The organism is Pseudomonas lundensis (genome assembly GCF_002269125.1).
In the GTDB taxonomy this organism is placed as follows: domain Bacteria; phylum Pseudomonadota; class Gammaproteobacteria; order Pseudomonadales; family Pseudomonadaceae; genus Aquipseudomonas; species Aquipseudomonas lundensis_A.
Window position 1 is genome coordinate 18,440 of record NZ_NQKI01000041.1, and the last position, 19,663, is coordinate 38,102.

The window sequence follows — 19,663 nt, forward strand, 5'->3', positions numbered from 1 at the left end:
GCCAGACGGATGTTGGATTCACTCGAAAAGATGCTGGCCAAGGGTGTGGATAACGCATTGCTGCGTTTTGGACTGGGCAAGGGTTATCTCGACCTTGGGGATAACCTCAAGGCGGCAGAGCATCTGCAACGCTGCGTGACATTCGACCCCAAGTATTCCGCTGCGTGGAAGTTGTTGGGCAAAGCGTACGTGGCGGCAGGGGATCGGGATGCGGCGCGCTCGGCGTGGGAGCAGGGGCTTGCGGCAGCGCAGGCCCACGGCGACAAACAGGCCGAAAAAGAAATGACCGTGTTTTTGAAGAAGCTCGACAAGTAGTCACTGCCGTAACCTGCGCCAGCAACTACAAGGTCTATGGGAGGGCGCTTCAGTACCAGCGCGCTTCGCCCGGCGGACGCTTTTTGAAGCGTTTCATGCTCCACATGTACTGGCTCGGGTAAGCCCGCACATATTTCTCCACCACTTGGCTCATCGCTTTGCACGACGTTTCTGTGTCGGTGCTGTACATGGCTTCGGGCGCCGCCTCAAGAATCACTTTGAAGCCCGAGCCGTCAGGCAGGCGCAAGGCGTGCAGGAACACCCCCACGGCTTTGCCGCCCGCCAGCATGTTGGGCACAAACTTGCTGGTCAGGGCCATGGTGCCGAGGAACGGTACGAAGATACCCGCCGATTCCGCGGGCTCCGGGTCTGCCGGGATGCCGACCTGACCGCCTTTGCGCACTTCTTTGATGACACTCAGGATGCCTTCTTTGGTCGACGCCGCCACGCGGTTGCCCAATTGCACGCGCTGTTTGCGAAGCAGTTCGTCCACGGCCTTGAGCTTGGGCGGGCGGTAGAAAATAATCGGCTTGCACTGGCTGCAATAGAAGTGATTGAGCACTTCCCAGTTACCCAGGTGGCTCGTGATCCCGACCACACCCTTGCCGGAGGCCAGAGCGTCCTTGAGCACGTCCAGCCCTTCAACTTCACGCACCAGGTCGATGGAACGCTGGGCAGGCCAGATCCACGCGCAGGCGCTTTCCGTCAGGCTTTTGCCGATGTCCTTAAGGCTTTGGCCCACCAGTTGCTCACGAGCAACCGGGTCCATTTCCGGGAAGCATTTCGCGAGGTTGATCCGCACCACTTCCCGCGAACGGTTGGGCAGTTTCCACATCAGCCAGCCGATGGCCGAGCCCACACGCTGCACTGCACCCCACGGGAGCATGGCAAACACGCGCAACGCCCCGACCAACAAGGCACCTTTAAACTTTTCCACAGGGGGGTTCCCATTCAATACAAAAACAGCGTTTGTAGTCGCGGCCGAGGCAAGCGGCTGCGACCACGGGGTTCAAGAGTGGCCAGCATTCTAACCGCCGTTTGCCAGCTCCGCGTAGCGGTAGCAGGTGGTGGCGTGGTCCATGACCATGCCACTGGCTTGCATGAAGGCGTAGCAAATGGTCGGGCCGACGAACGTGAACCCGGCTTTTTTCAAGCCTTTGCTCATGGCTTCGGCCTCGGGCGTAACCGCCGGAAACTCATGCCGTTCGGTGAAGTGATTGATCTTGGGCGTCCCTCCCACAAACGACCACAAGAACGCCACCGGGTTGTCCAACGCCAGCCAGGCCTGGGCATTGCGCCGGGCACCCGCCACTTTCAGGCGGTTGCGAATGATCCCCGGATCTTGCAGCAACCTCTCTATTTCGGCGTCGCTCATGACCGCCAGGCGCTCGGCATCAAAGCCGAACATGACCTTGCGATAGTGCTCGCGTTTCTTCAAAACCGTGATCCATGACAGGCCCGCCTGGAACCCTTCGAGCAATAACAACTCGAACAACCCGTGCGCATCGCGCAACGGCACGCCCCACTCAAGATCGTGATAGGCCATGTACAGAGGGTCATCCGAACACCAGAAACAACGTGCCATAAAGGCTCCAAGAGGTGGAGGCGCGACCGAATCGGGTATACTCCCGCTCTTTAAATCGCAGCCCAAGAAACAGGTGAATTTGTGAGCCAGCCTACGCCAGCAGTGCGTACCTTCCAAGACTTGATCCTCGCCCTCCAGCAATACTGGGCCGAGCAAGGTTGTGTGGTGCTTCAGCCCTACGATATGGAAGTGGGCGCCGGCACATTCCATACCGCCACTTTTTTGCGCTCCCTGGGCCCAGAAACGTGGAACGCCGCTTATGTGCAGCCCAGTCGTCGTCCGACTGACGGCCGCTACGGCGAAAACCCGAACCGTTTGCAGCACTACTACCAGTTCCAGGTGGTATTGAAGCCAAACCCGCCTAATTTCCAGGAGCTGTACCTGGGCTCGCTGAAACACATCGGCCTCGACCCGCTGGTGCACGACATCCGTTTCGTTGAAGACAACTGGGAATCGCCAACATTGGGCGCCTGGGGTCTGGGCTGGGAAATCTGGCTCAACGGCATGGAAGTCACCCAGTTCACCTACTTCCAGCAAGTAGGCGGCATTGAGTGCTACCCGGTAACCGGCGAAATCACCTACGGTCTTGAGCGACTGGCGATGTACCTGCAAGGCGTGGATTCCGTCTACGACCTGGTCTGGACTGACGGCCCGTTCGGCAAAGTGACCTACGGCGACGTGTTCCACCAGAACGAAGTCGAGCAGTCGACTTACAACTTCGAACACGCCAACGTCGACAAACTGTTTGAACTGTTCGATTTCTACGAAAGCGAAGCCAAGCGCCTGATCGAACTCGACCAGCCGCTGCCGTTGCCAAGCTACGAAATGGTGCTCAAGGCGTCGCACACCTTCAACTTGCTGGATGCGCGCCGGGCCATTTCCGTGACGGCTCGTCAGCAGTACATCCTGCGTGTGCGTACCCTGGCGCGTTCGGTGGCTCAGGCGTACCTCGAAGCTCGCGCCAAGTTGGGCTTCCCGATGGCACCCCCTGATTTGCGTGATGAAGTGTTGGCTAAGTTGGAGGCTGCACAATGAGTGCTCAAGATTTTCTGGTTGAACTGGGCACTGAAGAACTGCCACCAAAAGCCCTCAACACACTGGCCGAAGCCTTTCTCGCCGGGATTGAAAAGGGCCTGCAAAACGCTGGCCTGAACTTCTCCGCGAAAAAAGTCTACGCGGCGCCGCGTCGTCTGGCCGTGCTGTTGACGCAGCTCGACACTCAGCAGCCGGACCGCAGCATCAACATCGACGGCCCGCCACGTCAGGCCGCATTCGATGCTGAAGGCAACCCGACTCAGGCAGCCTTGGGTTTTGCCAAAAAATGCGGCGTTGAACTGAGCGAAATCGATCAAAGCGGTCCGAAACTGCGTTTCAGCCAGGTGATTGTAGGCAAGCCGACCGCCAGCCTGCTGCCGACCATCGTTGAAGATTCATTGAATGACTTGCCGATTCCAAAGCGCATGCGCTGGGGCGCGCGCAAGGAAGAATTCGTACGTCCGACCCAGTGGCTGGTCATGCTGCTGGGCGATGAAGTGGTCGACTGCACGATCCTTGCGCAGAAAGCCGGTCGCGACTCCCGTGGTCACCGCTTCCACCACCCTGAAAGCGTGCGTATCACCTCGCCCGCCAACTACCTTGAGGACCTGCGCAAAGCCTACGTACTGGCGGACTTCAACGAGCGCCGTGAGCTGATTGCCAAACGCGTGGCCGAGTTGGCGACGCTGCAGGAAGGCACCGCCATCGTGCCGCCAAGCCTGCTCGACGAAGTGACTGCGCTGGTCGAATGGCCTGTGCCGCTGGTGTGCTCGTTCGAAGAACGCTTCCTTGATGTACCGCAAGAAGCGCTGATTACCACCATGCAGGACAACCAGAAGTATTTCTGCCTGCTGGACGTGGATGGCAAGTTGCTGCCGCGCTTTATCACCGTGGCCAATATTGAGAGCAAAGACCCGCAGCAGATCATCTCGGGTAACGAGAAAGTCGTGCGCCCACGCCTGACGGACGCCGAGTTCTTCTTCAAGCAAGACAAGAAGCAGACGCTCGAAGACTTCAACCTGCGCCTGCAAAACGTGGTGTTCCAGGCGCAATTGGGCAGCGTGTTCGACAAAGCCGAGCGCGTGTCCAAATTGGCCGCATTCATCGCGCCGCGCATTGGCGGCGACGCCCAGCGTGCTGCTCGTGCAGGCTTGTTGTCCAAGTGCGACCTGGCCACTGAAATGGTTGGCGAGTTCCCGGAAATGCAAGGCATTGCCGGTTATTACTACGCCCTCAATGACGGCGAGCCGGAAGACGTTGCACTGGCGCTCAACGAGCAGTACATGCCACGTGGCGCAGGCGCTGAACTGCCGGGCACCCTGACCGGTGCAGCAGTGGCCATCGCTGACAAGCTCGACACCCTGGTCGGCATCTTCGGTATTGGCATGTTGCCAACCGGCAGCAAAGACCCGTATGCCTTGCGCCGTGCTGCGCTGGGAATCTTGCGCATCCTGATCGAGAAAAAGCTCGACCTCGACCTGACTGAAGCCGTGAATTTCGCGGTTACAGCGTTCGGCGCCAAGATCAAGTCGGCGGGGCTGGCGGATCAAGTGCTGGAGTTCATCTTCGACCGCCTGCGTGCGCGCTATGAAGACGAAGGCGTGGACGTGGCAACTTACCTCTCGGTACGTGCCCTGCAACCGACCTCGGCGCTGGACTTCGATCAGCGCGTGCAAGCCGTTCAGGCGTTCCGTCAATTGCCGGAAGCCGCAGCACTGGCTGCCGTGAACAAGCGCGTTTCGAACCTGTTGAGCAAAGTGGACGGCAAGGTGTCGACCCACGTTGAAGCCAAGTTCTTCGACAACGCCAGCGAGTTCTCGCTGTACTCGGCCATTCAAAAGGCCGATGAAGCGGTACAGCCGATGGCTGCCGCCCGTCAGTACAACGAAGCGTTGACCCGTCTGGCCGCTCTGCGCGAGCCGGTGGATGCATTCTTCGAAGCCGTGATGATCAACGCCGACGACGCCAATGTGCGGGCTAACCGCTACGCATTGCTGGCGCGCCTACGCGGTCTGTTCCTCGGCGTTGCCGACATCTCGCTGCTGGGCTAAGGGGCTGCTGTTGAAACTGGTGATTCTCGATCGGGACGGCGTGATCAATTACGACTCCGACGCTTACATCAAGTCTGTCGAGGAGTGGATCCCGCTCCCCGGCGCGATCGAGGCTATCGCGCAGTTGAGCAAGGCCGGCTGGACGGTGTCCATCGCCACCAACCAGTCCGGCATTGCACGCGGTTACTACGACCTCGCCACCCTGAACGCCATGCACGCCCGTCTCCGGGCGCTAGTGGCGGAGCAGGGCGGCGAAGTTGGCTTGATTGTTTTTTGCCCGCATGGGCCCGATGAGGGTTGTGCCTGTCGCAAGCCAAAACCCGGCATGTTGCGCACGATTGCCGAGCATTACGGCGTTGATTTACATGAATGTTGGTTTGTGGGCGACAGTTTGGGTGACTTGCAAGCTGCAGAAGCCGTCGGTTCACAGCCTGTTTTGGTAAAAACCGGAAAAGGCGAAAAAACGTTCGAAAAAAATCTGCCGGCTACTACCCTGATTTTTGACGATCTGGCGGCAGTTGCCGCAGAACTTATCCACACATAAGGCATTTTTGAACACCGGCTGACGTCCGTTGCCCAGGTCTGTTCACAAATGCGTTATCCGCAACGGTAAAAGCCTCTATGTCGATCCTGCAGGCCATCAGAACTTTTTTCTTTTACCTGCTGTTGGGCACCAGCTCGCTGCTGTGGTGCTCGCTGAGTTTTTTTGTCGCCCCCTTTCTGCCGTTCCGTGCGCGTTATCGTTTTATCAACGTGTACTGGTGCCGCTGTGCACTGTGGCTGACACGGGTGTTCCTGAACATTCACGTTGAGGTCAAGGGCGCAGAAAATGTCCCGCAGCGCCCGTGCGTGATTCTGGCCAACCACCAAAGTACCTGGGAGACGTTTTTTCTCTCGGCTTACTTTCAACCGCTGAGCCAAGTGCTCAAACGGGAGCTGTTGTATGTGCCGTTCTTTGGTTGGGCCATGGCCATGCTGCGCCCCATCGCCATCGACCGTGAAAACCCGAAGGCGGCACTCAAACACATTGCTAAAAAGGGCGACGAGCTGCTCAAGGACAACATTTGGGTGCTGATTTTCCCGGAGGGCACGCGGGTTCCCTACGGCACGGTGGGCAAGTTCTCACGGGGCGGTACGGCGCTGGCGGTCAACGCAGAATTGCCTGTCTTGCCGATTGCGCATAACGCGGGCAAGTACTGGCCCAAAGAGGGCTGGGCGAAAAAAACCGGCACTATTGAAGTGGTCATTGGCGAACCGATGTACGCCAACGGCACTGGCCCACGGGCAATTGCCGAACTCAATGACCGGGTTCAAGCCTGGAACGAGCAAGCCCAGCGCGACATGGGTTCCCTCCCGCCCGTGGCGGCACCGGCAGATGCATCGCTAAGCTGAGGCAAATTGTGGATAACGTGTGCACAAGTTTTGGATTTCTTTCTAAAAACGCCTGTAACTCGATGATTTAATTACTTATTTCTCGGTATGACTTTTTAGCTAAAAACGTGCATAAGTTTTTCTAAGGCACAAAAAAACCGGCGCTTTGGCCGGTTTTTTTGTGCGCTTCGTACACCGTTTTACTGTGGCCTGGGCCGGTTCACACCGCGCCCTAAACCTTATCGATGTTCACGCCTTTAGTTTCCTTGAGGCACAGCATCCCCACCACCAGACTGACCCCGGTAATCAGCACCGGGTACCACAGCCCGTAAAAGATATCGCCGGTGTACACCACCAGCGCGAACGAGACGGTGGGCAAGAAGCCACCAAACCAGCCATTGCCGATGTGGTACGGCAGCGACATCGAGGTGTAGCGGATGCGGGTCGGGAACAGTTCCACCATCACGGCTGCCAACGGGCCGTAGGTCATGGTCGCAATCAACGTCAGCATGACCATCACCAGCACCACCATCGGCTGGTTGACGGCACTCGGGTCAGCTTTCGCCGGGTAGCCCGCTGCCGAAATGGCGGCGCGCATGGCAGCTTCGTCGAAGCCCTTGATCTGCTGATCACCTACCGACACCTGCACGTCAGTGCCCGGCGCCGCCGCTTCAGAGGTGTACGGCAATCCCTGCTTCACCAGAAAGGTTTTAACCTTGTCGCACGGGCTATCGAAGCGCGCCTTACCCACAGGGTCAAACTGGAACGTGCAGGTCGAAGGGTCGGCCATCACCACAATCGGTGACTGGCGGCTTGCCGCATCAATTTGCGGATTGGCGTAGTGGCTGAGCGCTTTGAACAGCGGGAAGTACAGCACAGTTGCCAACAACAACCCCATCATCAAAATCGGCTTGCGCCCTACGCGGTCCGACAGCCAGCCAAAGAAGATGAAGAACGGCGCGCCGATCACCACACTGATAATCAGCAGCGTATTGGCCTGCGCCGGGTCCATCTTGAGCATCTGCGTGAGGAAGAACAGCACGTAGAACTGCGCCGTATAGAAGGTGACAGCCTGCCCGGCATTGATGCCGAACAACGCAATCAGCACGATCTTGAGGTTTTCCCACTTGCCGAAGGACTCGCGGATCGGTGATTTGCTGCTTTTACCTTCGGCCTTCATTTTCACGAACGCGGGCGACTCATGCATGCTCATGCGGATCCAGGTCGAAATGCACAGCAGCACGATCGACAGCAGGAACGGCAGGCGCCAGCCCCACACTTCAAACTCGTCGCCCGTCAGGTAGCGACAGCCCAGCACCACGACCAGCGACAGCAGCAGACCCAGGGTAGCGGTGGATTGAATCCAGCTGGTATTGAAGCCACGCTTGCCGGGTGGTGCGTGCTCAGCCACATAGGTCGCAGCACCGCCGTATTCGCCACCGAGCGCCAGCCCTTGAAGCATGCGCAGCAGCACCAGCATGATCGGGGCCGCAATACCGATGCTGGCATAGGTGGGTAACAGGCCGACGGCAAAGGTAGAAAGGCCCATCAGAACGATGGTCATGAGAAAGGTATATTTTCGCCCGATCATGTCGCCCAAGCGGCCGAACACCAGTGCCCCGAACGGCCGCACCAAGAAACCGGCAGCAAAGGCCATCAGCGCAAAAATGAACGCAGTGGTGTCGTTCACCCCGGCAAAAAACTGCTTGCTGAGGACCGTCGCCAAGGCGCCATACAAGAAAAAGTCATACCACTCGAAAACCGTCCCGAGGGATGACGCAAAAATGATTTTCCGTTCTTCTCGGCCTGTCGGCGCTTTCGCGACGCTGGCCGTTTGTGCGATGGAGTCTGACATGTTCAATGTCCTCGGCCCTTGGGGCCACAGTGATTATTGTTGTTGTCCACTGTCGGTTCCGGATGACTGCGACCGAAACCACGATCGCCTTCAGGCGACCGGTGTTGCTACTGCGCGAGCGGTATCCAACGTTTTTTCCGCCAGATTGACGGGTGTTTCAAGAATCAATTGCGCAGCTTTTTCGCCAATCATCAGCGTAGGCGAACAGGTATTGCCCGACACGATATCGGGCATGATCGACGCATCGGCCACCCTTAATCCGACGACGCCGTGCACCCGCAATTGAGCATCCACCACGGCCTGCGGATCCTGCCCCATGCGGCAGGTGCCGACGGGATGGAAAATCGTCGTACCGATTCGGGCGGCCGCTTCATGCAACTGTTGCTCGGTTTGCAGTTCAGGGCCAGGCAGATATTCCTCGGGGCTGAAGCCTTGTAGAGCAGGGCTGGCGACGATGTTGCGCGTCAACCGGATGGCATCCGCCGCCACGTTTAAATCGTCGGGATGGCTGAGGTAGTTGGGATCGATCAGCGGCGCATCGTCCGGGTCGGCAGAACGGATATCCACCCGGCCGCGGCTTTTCGGGCGCAGGTTGCACACTGACGCGGTAAAAGCCGGGAAGGTGTGCAACGGTTCGCCAAAGCGCTCCAGCGACAATGGCTGCACGTGGTACTGCAAATTCGCTGAAGGCTGTGCGGGGTCTGACTTCACAAACGCTCCCAACTGGCTAGGCGCCATGGCCAGCGGGCCGCTGCGATCGTAGGCGTACCGCAGACCCATGCCCAGTTTGCCCCACAGGCTATTGGCCACCTGATTAAGGGTGCGCGCCTTGCTCAGTTTGAAGATCAGGCGCAGTTGCAGGTGATCTTGCAAGTTGCCACCGACACCGGGTAGCTCATGCTCGACCTTGATGCCCAGGCTTTCGAGCAACGGGCGCGGGCCAATCCCCGAGCGCTGCAAAATCCCCGGTGACCCTATCGCGCCAGCACACAGAATAATTTCACGCTGTGCTTTGAAGTCTTGTTCAGCGCCTTGCCAGCGAGCGCGCACATGGGTAGCACGGCCTTCGTCTAACAGCACTTTATTGACCTGAACGTCGGTCCGCACGGTCAGGTTCGGCCGTTTGAGGATCGGGCGCAAAAAAGCCTTAGATGCATTCCAGCGTACGCCTGCGCGCTGATTGACCTGAAAGTAGCCGCAGCCCTGATTGTCGCCGGTGTTGAAATCATCCACGGTCGGGATGCCGCTTTGGGCAGCAGCGTCGCGGAAAGCATCGAGGATGGGCCACGAATAACGCTGTTGCTCAACGCGCCATTCGCCGTCACTGCTGTGCATATCTGCGTTGCCGCCGTAGTGCTTTTCGCTGCGTTTGAACAGCGGCAGCACGTCTTTCCAGGCCCAGCCCGGGTTGCCCTGTTCGGCCCAACGGTCGTAATCACTCGCCTGCCCGCGCATGTAGATCATGCCGTTGATCGACGAACAACCGCCCAGTACCTTGCCCCGTGGATAACTCAGGCTGCGGCCTTGCAGCCCCGCCTGCACCTCGGTTTTAAAGCACCAGTCGGTGCGCGGGTTACCTATGCAATAGAGGTAGCCCACGGGAATATGAATCCACGGGTAGTTGTCGCGGCCACCGGCTTCGAGCAACAGCACTGAGTGGGCCGGGTTGGCCGACAACCGGTTGGCCAGCACAGAACCGGCAGGGCCTGCGCCCACGATGATGTAGTCATAGACCTGAGTCGCTGATGGCATGAAGCACCTCGCGCCTGTATTTATTTTTATTGTCCTGCCCCATCGTATTGATTAATTTCGAGATGAAAACGCGCGATTTCGCCCATGGCCTGTGCGTTTTTGCACAACACCTCTGACAGCTGCGCCCGAGGACACTCATGTTCGACTGGAATGACTTGCGGTATTTTCTGGAGTTGCAGCGCAGCGGCCGCTTATTAACCGCCGCCAAACGCCTCAACACAACCCACAGCACGGTGGCGCGGCACATTGAGACCATCGAACAGCATCTTGGGACGGCGCTGTTCGTGCAGCACGCGCAAGGGTACGAACTGACCCCGGCCGGGCAAGCGCTGCTCAAACACGCCGAAGCGATGGAAAACGTCGCACTCCTGGCTCAGGAAGAAATCACCCAGGCCATGGCGCCGCTGGGCAAGATCCGTCTGGGCGTCACCGAAGGCATCGGCATCATGTTTATCACAGCGCGTCTACGTGGCCTGTTTGAGCGCTATCCGGGTCTGGAGGTGGAACTGGTGGCGGTGCCGCGCTTTGTCAGCATTCTTAACCGTGAGGCCGAAATCAGCATCCATCTGGAACGGCCTAACGCCGACCTGTTGATTACCCGCAAACTCACGGATTACACCCTCGGGCTTTATGCCAGCCCCCTGTATCTGGAGAGGGCACCCGCGCTAAAGGATCGCGATGACCTGAGCCATCACTATTGGATTGGTTATGTCGACGACCTGTTGTTCAGCCAGGAACTGCTGTTTCTCAATACGTTCTGCCGCACCCCGACCGTGACGTTTCGCAGTACCAGCGTGATCGCTCAGCAACAGGCGGCCCGTGCGGGGTTGGGCATTGCCGTACTGCCCAACTACATGGCCCGCCACGACCCTGAGCTGGTGCGGGTCTTGCCACAGGAGTCGGTACAACGCAGCTACTGGATCAGCACCCGTCGCGAGTTGCACAAATCTGTGCGGTTGCGCGTGGTGTGGGATTTTTTACTGGAGTTATGCACAGCCGAACAGCACACCCTGCTGGCGCCCTGATCGGGACGACGCCGTGTTGGGGCTGTGGATATCTTCCAAAAACGCGAAACAGCCCACAGCTCGGGGTTAAATCCGGCAGAGACCAGCACCCTGTTCTAGAGTCACGTCCTTAAACAGGGACTTCGCGATAGAAGCCTGCGTTCTAATAACGATAAGAAGTGAGCTTTTATGAACAGGGACGTTCGTCGTGGCAGCGCCACGCCTATGTTATGTGCCAGCCTGCTGGTGATTCTTTCTACCCCGGCCCGGGGGATGTACCAGGAACAGGGCACACAGGGCGATGCGGCGAGCTGGCGGTCTGCCGAGTACTTGCAAGACTGGGGGCTTAAGCGACTTTCGGCCGATGCGGCGTACGCGGCGGGTGTTACCGGGGCAGGGGTCAAAATCGGCGTCATGGACTCGGGATTTGATCCGGGGCATCCCGAAGCTACCCGCTTCCATCCCGTGATAGCCAGTGGTCAGTCAGCAGACGGCACGCCGTTTGCTGTCAGCGGTGTGCTCAACCCGCGTAACGATTCCCACGGCACCCACGTCACCGGCACCATCGCTGCCGCTCGGGACGGTGTCGGCATGCACGGTGTGGCCTTCAATGCCGATCTGTATGTGGCCAATACCAATCAGAACGACAGTTTTCTATTCGGCCCCCACCCGGATGCGCTGTATTTCAAGGCCGCCTATAACGCGCTGGCGGACGCAGGCGTGCGGGCGATCAACAACAGTTGGGGCAGCCAGCCCAAAGATGTGAACTATCAAACCCTCGATGGCCTGCATGCAGCTTATGCACAGCACTACAACCAGAGCACCTGGCTGGATGCCGCTGCAGATGTGTCGCGTCGGGGAGTAATTAATGTATTCAGCGCCGGTAACAGCGGGGTGGCCAACGCCAGCGTGCGGTCGGCGTTGCCGTACTTTCAACCCGATCTTGAAGGACATTGGCTGGCAGTCTCCGGGCTGGATAAAAATAACCAGCAAAAATACAACCAATGCGGCATCGCCAAGTATTGGTGTATCGCCACCCCCGGCGCATTGATCAACAGCACCATCCCGGGGGATGGCTACGGGGTGAAATCCGGGACGTCAATGTCGGCACCGCACGCCACGGGCGCTCTGGCGCTGGTGATGGAACGCTATCCTTACCTGAACAACAGACAAGCCCTCGACGTCTTGCTGACGACCTCCACCCAACTGGACGGCTCGCTCACTCAGACGCCGAATGAGCGGGTAGGTTGGGGCGTGCCGGATCTGGACCGGGCCATGAAAGGGCCGGGGCAGTTGCTCGGGACGTTTGATGTGCAATTGGCCAACGGCCAACACGACGTGTGGAGCAATAACCTGACTGATACCGCGCTCGCCTCCCGTCAGCAAGAAGACGCGGCCGAGCATCAAGCGTGGCAACAAACCCTGATCGACAAGGGCTGGACCCAAGGCCTTGCGAGCAGCGCCAGCCAGCAAGATCAAACCGATTACGCGATAGGCACAGCCCGCGATGCCGCCGCCGCACAACGCGAATACCAGGGCAGCCTGATCAAGTCCGGGGCGGGCAGCCTCACGCTGACCGGCGCCAATACGTACCGTGGCGCCACCACCGTCAATGACGGCCGACTCAACGTTAATGGCTCAATCACATCGTCTGTGACCATCAACGGCAGCGGCTCGTTGGGTGGATCGGGCAGCGTTGGCAGTTTAATCGCCAACACGGGCGCGACTGTGGCCCCGGGCAACTCGATTGGCGCGCTCAGCGTCGCGGGTGACGTGACCTTTAAGTCCGGCTCGACGTACGCCGTTGAGTTATCCCCAACCCAAAGCGACCGCCTTGTTGCGGGCGGTAAAGCCACACTGGAGGGTGGCACTGTGACACTGGCGCTGGAAAACACCCCAGGCCTGCTCACCCAGCCGCAAGCACGCAGCCTGTTGGGCCGCCCGTATCAAATCCTGCAAGCCACGGGCGGTATTGAAGGGCAGTTCGCCAGTGTCATGCCCAACTTCCTGTTTATCGGGGCGAAACTCAACTACTCGGCCACCGCCGTGCAGATGGACATTGAGCGCAATGCGACCTCGTTTGCCGCAGTTGGCGCTACACCGAACCAGCGCGCTGTGGCCGCCGCCAGTGAACAACTGGGCGCCGGCAATGCGGTGTATGAAAGCGTTTTAAGCGCACCGTCGATCGCGGTGGCTCAAAGCGCGTTTCAGCAGTTGTCAGGGGAAATCCATCCGGCATTGGGCACGACGCTGATCAACGACAGCCGCCATTTACGGGAGGCAGTGGGTGAACGCCTCAACCCGGCAGACGCCTACAACGCGTCGCACGCCGCGCCTGAGGTGTGGTTTAAAGCGCTGGGTGCGTGGGGCAAGACCGATTCACGTCATGACACGGCGGATTACACCACCTCACTAGGTGGGGCAGTGGCAGGCGTGGACGGCGCATTAAATGACGAAACCCGGCTCGGCCTGCTGGGCGGTTATAGCGACAGCTCGCTGAACATGGGCGCAGGCACGCACTCGCGAGCGGCGGTGGACAGCTATCACATTGGCGCCTACATCGGACATGCTCTGGGCGACGTACGCCTGAGCGGCGGCGCAACGTACAGCTGGCACCGTGCCGATGTAAAACGCGACGTGCAGTACAACAACAGCACCGCCAAACAAAAAACCAAACGTGACGCGCAAACCGTGCAGGTGTTTACCGAAGCGGCCTATCGCGTGGACTTGCCTGCGGTGGGATTAGAACCGTTCGCCAATCTGGCGTACATCCACCTGAACAGTGAGGGGTTCACCGAAAAAGGGGATGCCACTGCACTCAAAGGCAGCCGCGATCAACGCGACGCCGTCCTTAGCACGTTAGGTCTGCGGGCATTGAAAACGGTGCATATCGCGCAGCAGCCGCTGGATCTGGCGGGCAGCTTGGGCTGGCAGCACAACCTCAGCGCAGTCGATTCCGACACCCATTTGCGCTTCGCCTCGGGCGGGCCGCGCTTCACCGTTGAAAGTTCGCCGCTGGTACGGGACGCCGCACTCATCGGCGCACACGCCAGCCTCGCGATCAACCGCGACCTGCGCATCAACCTGGATTACAGCGGCCAATTGGCGAATCGGGAAAAGACCCACGGCGTGGGCCTGAGCCTGAATTGGCAGTTCTGATTTCACCCCTTTCGTCACCACCCTGTGCCTAGAGGCACAGGGCTCATCTGCACTTCACCAAGGAAGGTCATTAAATGGACGTAACACGTGGGCAGCTTTTGCCTGTAGGAAAAGTCAGTACGCTGCCGTTTAAAAAACGGGCCATGTCATTGGCATTGGGCATGGCGTATGTGGGCATGATCGGGCAGGTGCAGGCTGCCCCTTATGTGGAGGCCGGGCGGGCAGGGCAGCCCGATAGCTGGCGCAGCCCGGAATTCAAGGCGGACTGGGGCTTGGGCGCGATCAATGCGCAGGATGCCTACGCAGGGGGCTACAGCGGCAAGGGCGTCAAACTCGGGATTTTCGATCAGCCGGTCTACGCACAGCATCCCGAGTTCAACAGCCCGAACAAAGTCATCACCCTGACGACCACCGGTATTCGCGAATACACCGACCCCTACATTCCAGTCAAAGCCGGTGACGCGTTCATTTACGACGGCAGCCCTTCTGCCGGATCGGATGGCAAATTGGGCTCCCACGGCACCCACGTCGGCGGCATTGCGGGGGGTAACCGCGATGGCGGCCCGATGCATGGCGTAGCCTATGACGCGCAAATCATCATGGCCGACAACGGCGACCCCGGCCCGGAAGACGGCATTATTCGCGGTAACGACGGCGCCGTTTACAAAGCCGGTTGGGATGCGCTGGCCGCCAGCGGGGCGCGGATCATCAACAACAGTTGGGGCATTGGCATCACCGATACGTTTCGTCTGGGCGGGCGCGATCCGGCCTATCCACACTTCACCGTGGCCGACGCGCAGAAGCAGTTCGATCAGATCGTGCCGCTGCTGGACACCAAGGCAGGTGGCGCTTACAGCGGTGCCATCGAATCGGCGCGCAGTGGCATCGTGACCATTTTCGCCGCCGGTAATGACTACAACCTCAATAACCCGGACGCCATTGCCGGGCTGGCGCATTTCGTCCCGGACATCGCACCTAACTGGATCACAGTGGCCAGCTTGCAGAAAAACCCGGACACCGCCAGCGCCATCCCTTACACCCTAAGTACGTTCTCATCGCGCTGCGGGTATGCGGCAAGTTTCTGCGTGTCCGCACCGGGCACGGGGATCTACAGCGCCGTGATTGGCGGCACAACCCTGGACAACATGACGGTCGGTTACGGCAATAAAAGCGGAACCTCAATGGCGGCGCCTCATGTAGCAGGCAGCGCAGCGGTATTAATGGAGCGCTTCCCCTACATGACCGGTGCGCAAGTGGCAGGCGTGCTCAAATCCACGGCAACCGACCTGGGCGCGGCGGGTGTGGACGAGCTGTACGGCTGGGGCATGATCAACCTGCACAAAGCCATCGATGGGCCCGGCATGTTCATCGCCGATGCCGATATCCCACAAACGTTGCGGGTAGAGGGGTCGTACGGCGACGGCCAGTTTGTGGCAGACCTGCCGGGCGTGGGCGCGCTGATTGATGCCGGAAAACCCACAGAGCGACGCTGCACCGATGTCAGCTGCGGCCTGGATGTCTGGCGTAACGATATTGGCGGCCATGGCGGGCTGACCAAGCAAGGCATCGGTACATTGGTGCTGGCTGGCGCCAATACCTACAGTGGGCCGACGGCAATCAATCAGGGCTTGCTGGCGGTGAACGGTTCGCTCAGCTCCGCCGTGACGGTCAACCAAAACGGCGTACTGGGTGGCAGTGGCCAGGTAGGTGCGCTTACTGCCAACGCGGGCGGTACTGTCGCGCCGGGCAATTCTATCGGCACGCTCAACGTGGCGGGTAACGTAACCTTCGAGCCCGGCTCAACCTACGCCGTCGAGTTATCCCCAACCCAAAGCGACCGACTCGTGGCGGGCGGTAAAGCCACATTGAATGGCGGCACAGTGACCCTGGCACTGGAAAACAATCCTGCGCTTTTGAGTCGCCAGGAAGCCGGCAGCCTGTTGGGTCAGCAGTTCGACATTCTGCAGGCCGCGGGTGGGGTAGAGGGGCAGTTCGCAAGCGTCTTGCCGAACTACCTCTTCATCGGCGGGCAACTGGATTATTCAGCCACTGCAGTGCAACTGGGCATCGAGCGCACTGCCGCGTCGTTCGCCAGTGTCGCACTCACACCTAACCAACGTGCAGTGGCTGGCGCAGCGGAAGGACTGAACGCTGGCAATGCGGTGTATGAAGGGATTTTGCTGTCCCCATCTGTCACCAGCGCACGTCAGGCATATCAGCAATTAAGTGGTGAGATACACCCGGCCATTGCTACACAACTGATCAATGACAGTCGTCACTTACGGGATGCCGTGGGTGATCGGTTGCGCCAGCATGATCTCTACACAGCCAGTGCGCAGGCATCCGGGCAAAACAGTGTATGGGTCAAGGCGCTCGGCGCATGGGGTAAAACTGACGCGGGTTCATCCAACGCGCAATACACCACCTCATTGGGCGGCATGTTAATCGGGGCGGATGGGCTGATTAGCGAAGCCACACGCCTGGGCGTGTTCACCGGCTATAGCCACAGCGGCCTGAACATGGGAGAGGGAACGCACGCCAACGCGTCGACCGACAGCTACCACCTTGGCGCCTACGTGGGGCATGAAATCGATGCCCTGCGCCTGAGTGCGGGCGGATCCTATAGCTGGAACCGCATCGACGTGAAACGTGATGTGCAATTTGCAGACATCGATACCAAACAAAAAACCAAACGCGATGCGGAAACGGCGCAAGTATTCACCGAAGCGGCTTACCGCATTGAACTGCCAGCGTTGGCGCTCGAACCCTTCGCCAACCTGGCGTATGTACACGTGCGCAGTGACAGCTTCCATGAAAAGGGTGGAGCCGCTGCCCTTAAGGGAAGCCGTGATAATCGTGAAGCCGTGTTGTCGACGCTGGGCATGCGAGCTGCAAAAACCTTCATCCTCAATAGCGATCAGCACATGGAGGTAGCCGGCAGTTTGGGGTGGCAGCACAACCTCAACGCCGTGGGCTCGGATCAGGATCTGAGCTTCGTCGCAGGCAGCACACCGTTCAGCGTGCACAGTGTTTCACTGGCCCGCGATGCCGCAGTAATCGGTGCTCAAGTAGGCGTGGTGTTGGGTAAAAGCACACGTCTGGAGCTGGACTACAACGGGCAATTGAGCAACAAGGACAAAACGCACGGGGTAGGGCTGAACCTGAGCTGGCAGTTCTGATAAACAACTTTTCGCACGCATAAAAAAGGCCAACGCAAGCGTTGGCCTTTTTTTCCTGCATTACAGCCGCTGTAGGTTCACAAAATAGATGATTCGGGAGACCCAGCAAACGCAGGGAAAATATCATTTTTTCTGTGACCGCCAAGGACGGGAATCACAGAAAAGATGAGAAAAGCCTACTGGATTCACAAAATAGATGCGCTCTCGGCCCAGACAGAGGTTTCAGAGAGCGGCGGTTCTTCAACGCAGTTTGTGCGTTTAAAGAAGACCCCATACACCTCACTTGTGGAGCGCGCATGCCGGTGATGCCGTAAGGTGATGGACCCATGCCGCCAATCTTTCGAGATTGCTCTCGCCAATACCATGGCGGGATAGGGTCGCGTAGACCTAAAAGGCCCGGCCTATTCTTCAAATCAGACAAAAGTGCCCGGCTAGCATAGTTAGGTATTTGAGCTGTATCTTGGCAATGGCGAGGACTACTCGGTAATCAGTTCGCGCCACCGGCCAAGTATCAACGACAAACAGCTTTTGACTGTCTTCACAGATCTAACAATCGGCAGCAGTTCAACCAAGTCGGCATTCACTGCATCTCACTCACACCCATCAGGCTTGTTGGCTCCTTCGTGTTCGTCGCTAGGGCCTGGTAACCCTCGCCCCCCACCCCGAGTCGTCAAGAACAGTTACCGTTAGATTATTTAGTGCACTGTATGCACACACAGGCTGGTTGCATAACCACTATCTGGCGGATTAACATCATGCTTCGTGGTAACGCCTCGCCCATGAATTGTGGAGTAGTCCATGTCCTCATTGCTCAAAGTAACTCACGAAATCAAATATCTGGACGAAATCAAAAGTCTTTTCACTATTGATTTTGAAGGACTATTGACCAAGGAAACATACAGCCATCCCCTGCGCTCATATCATTTGATCAGGTCAGAAGCACGGTGTCAGTTTCTCAAAAAAGGCAGCCGGTGCGGACAGGAACATTCACGAGGCTTCGCTGTGGAATGCAAAGATGGTCAGCACGTTTTAATCGGGAATTGCTGCGCTTTTAATCACCTTGGTCTCGATGACGATCAAGTTAAAAATACGTTTCGCCAATTATCCTCCGTAGAACGCATATCCATTCGCAGCCACAGAATAGGTAAAATGCTTGATCAGAGGTCTGAACTCCTCTCGCGTATTAAAAGCGCTCTTAAACAGCTGCGTTCGCTACAGCTAGATATATTTAAAATACATAAAGAATTTCCACCTTCGGTTATCGAAAACCTAGTGGAGCGCTGGCGCCGTGACTCTCTCCAGGTGACATGGGAATACCAAATCACCAAGAGGGACGAAAACGCGAAAGGCAGAGATGCTTTTGAACGTCGGTGGTATCCCCATATCTGCGGTTTTATAAAAGGGCTCGGTCTTTGGCTAGACCTTGATGCGCAAAAATACCAAGAAAGGTTGTATGCATTTCTTCATGAGGTCGAAGCCTTACCTACCAAAAAAAACCTATCCAAGGCTGATCTTGACTCCTCAGAGGCTGTTTTTCGAGAGCTTGGCGCAATCTCAGTTATTGAACGCGAGATCAGTAATCAACAAAAATTGCTCATTGATTTTCTTGAGCCCACCAACCTTCTGTTAACCGTACAGCTCGTTAAAAACCAAGCTCTTAGAGCAAAGAACGTCGAAGCAGTACAGAGGCTAACTTCGACGTTACTCGGAGTACGCCCCGATCATTTTGTAGCGACGCTTGATCAAGATATAAAGCAGCACTACGGTGCGACAGGCATACGTATCGCATCGTAATTAGAAGTGCCGCTCTACGCACCGAGCGTCAAAAATACTACCCACTACCTAACTTCCAGTTTTAGGCTTCCAGGCCGATAACAGATGTGAAGATAGTCAAAGAGGAACCTCACTCATGGCATTCGGATCACAAAACAGCGCCGCGCTAAATGTAGCAAGTCAGGCGGGTATAATTACGAAAGGCAAAGACATCTTTGACTCTTCTCATAACTGCGGCCGCGAGATGGGCTTCGAGTTGATGGGTGATCATTGGTGCTTTGGGATTCACGGCACTTGTTTCTTTGGTGACTTTTTATATCTTGTGAGCGTTTGATATGACTGCAATAGCGCTTTTGAACGCTGAGACGGACCCACATATTGTGGCTGACACACTGTTAAGTGTGGACGGGGAGGACCCACGGAAAATCAAAAAAATCTGGCTGCCTGCCCTTGGAGACGTGCAGTCGCAGTGGGGAGAAGGAGGTGATCGGTGGCATATATCGAGACTAGGCTCTGTACGTAAAGTATTGTCGCAAGCACCGCATAGCGCAGGCCAATGAGACCATCGCCGCAAAACTTGTTGC

13 protein-coding genes are annotated in these 19,663 nt (G+C 57.8%); 9 read left to right on the forward strand and 4 right to left on the reverse strand.

Going from position 1 to position 19,663, the window contains the following annotated elements; all coding sequences use genetic code 11:
- Positions 1–9: 9 nt before the first annotated feature.
- Complete coding sequence (locus CJF39_RS19635) at positions 10–315, forward strand: tetratricopeptide repeat protein (protein ID WP_094994937.1); 306 nt, start codon at positions 10–12, stop codon at positions 313–315.
- Between the two features lie 49 nt (positions 316–364).
- Here the strand turns inward: CJF39_RS19635 and CJF39_RS19640 are convergent, their stop codons facing one another.
- Complete coding sequence (locus tag CJF39_RS19640) at positions 365–1,252, reverse strand: lysophospholipid acyltransferase (RefSeq protein WP_094994938.1); 888 nt, start codon at positions 1,250–1,252, stop codon at positions 365–367.
- Between the two features lie 90 nt (positions 1,253–1,342).
- Positions 1,343–1,900, reverse strand: coding sequence for a DNA-3-methyladenine glycosylase I (locus CJF39_RS19645; RefSeq protein ID WP_094994939.1), 558 nt, complete (start codon positions 1,898–1,900; stop codon positions 1,343–1,345).
- Positions 1,901–1,981: 81 nt separating this feature from the next.
- Here CJF39_RS19645 and glyQ point away from each other — a divergent pair, with 81 nt between their 5' ends.
- The 4 genes from glyQ to CJF39_RS19665 all read left to right on the forward strand — a co-directional run bounded on the left by glyQ (position 1,982) and on the right by CJF39_RS19665 (position 6,378).
- Positions 1,982–2,935 carry a glycine--tRNA ligase subunit alpha gene (glyQ, locus tag CJF39_RS19650; protein ID WP_003437964.1) on the forward strand — a complete coding sequence of 318 codons (954 nt, stop codon included), beginning with the start codon at positions 1,982–1,984 and terminating at the stop codon, positions 2,933–2,935.
- Positions 2,932–4,986 carry a glycine--tRNA ligase subunit beta gene (gene glyS / locus CJF39_RS19655; RefSeq protein WP_094994940.1) on the forward strand — a complete coding sequence of 685 codons (2,055 nt, stop codon included), beginning with the start codon at positions 2,932–2,934 and terminating at the stop codon, positions 4,984–4,986. Before glyQ ends, glyS begins: the two co-directional genes overlap by 4 nt.
- Before the next feature lie 10 nt (positions 4,987–4,996).
- Positions 4,997–5,530 (forward strand): D-glycero-beta-D-manno-heptose 1,7-bisphosphate 7-phosphatase, encoded by a 534-nt coding sequence (gene gmhB / locus CJF39_RS19660; RefSeq protein WP_094994941.1) that lies wholly within the window; start codon positions 4,997–4,999, stop codon positions 5,528–5,530.
- 77 nt (positions 5,531–5,607) lie between these two features.
- Positions 5,608–6,378 carry a lysophospholipid acyltransferase family protein gene (locus tag CJF39_RS19665; protein WP_094994942.1) on the forward strand — a complete coding sequence of 257 codons (771 nt, stop codon included), beginning with the start codon at positions 5,608–5,610 and terminating at the stop codon, positions 6,376–6,378.
- A gap of 211 nt (positions 6,379–6,589) precedes the next feature.
- On the opposite strand, the gene CJF39_RS19670 is transcribed toward CJF39_RS19665, so the two are convergent.
- Together CJF39_RS19670 and CJF39_RS19675 are read right to left on the reverse strand one after the other, a co-directional pair.
- A complete protein-coding gene (locus tag CJF39_RS19670) occupies positions 6,590–8,212 on the reverse strand; it encodes an MFS transporter (RefSeq protein WP_094994943.1) in 1,623 nt (540 codons plus the stop codon).
- Between the two features lie 90 nt (positions 8,213–8,302).
- Entirely contained in the window at positions 8,303–9,964 is a 1,662-nt protein-coding gene (locus CJF39_RS19675) for a GMC family oxidoreductase (RefSeq protein ID WP_094994944.1), read from the reverse strand.
- Positions 9,965–10,101: 137 nt separating this feature from the next.
- Between CJF39_RS19675 and CJF39_RS19680 the strand changes: the two genes are divergently transcribed.
- The 4 genes from CJF39_RS19680 (at position 10,102) to CJF39_RS19695 (ending at position 19,100) form a co-directional block, all read left to right on the forward strand.
- A complete protein-coding gene (locus CJF39_RS19680; protein ID WP_094994945.1) occupies positions 10,102–10,989 on the forward strand; it encodes a LysR family transcriptional regulator in 888 nt (295 codons plus the stop codon).
- A 204-nt stretch (positions 10,990–11,193) separates the two neighbouring features.
- Positions 11,194–14,127, forward strand: coding sequence for an autotransporter domain-containing protein (locus CJF39_RS19685; protein ID WP_432760258.1), 2,934 nt, complete (start codon positions 11,194–11,196; stop codon positions 14,125–14,127).
- Positions 14,128–14,270: 143 nt separating this feature from the next.
- Entirely contained in the window at positions 14,271–17,306 is a 3,036-nt protein-coding gene (locus tag CJF39_RS19690; protein ID WP_094994947.1) for an autotransporter domain-containing protein, read from the forward strand.
- 798 nt (positions 17,307–18,104) lie between these two features.
- The gene (locus tag CJF39_RS19695; RefSeq protein ID WP_047296398.1) at positions 18,105–19,100 is read left to right on the forward strand and encodes a hypothetical protein; all 996 of its coding nucleotides are present in this window, start codon (positions 18,105–18,107) and stop codon (positions 19,098–19,100) included.
- Positions 19,101–19,663 lie beyond the last annotated feature (563 nt).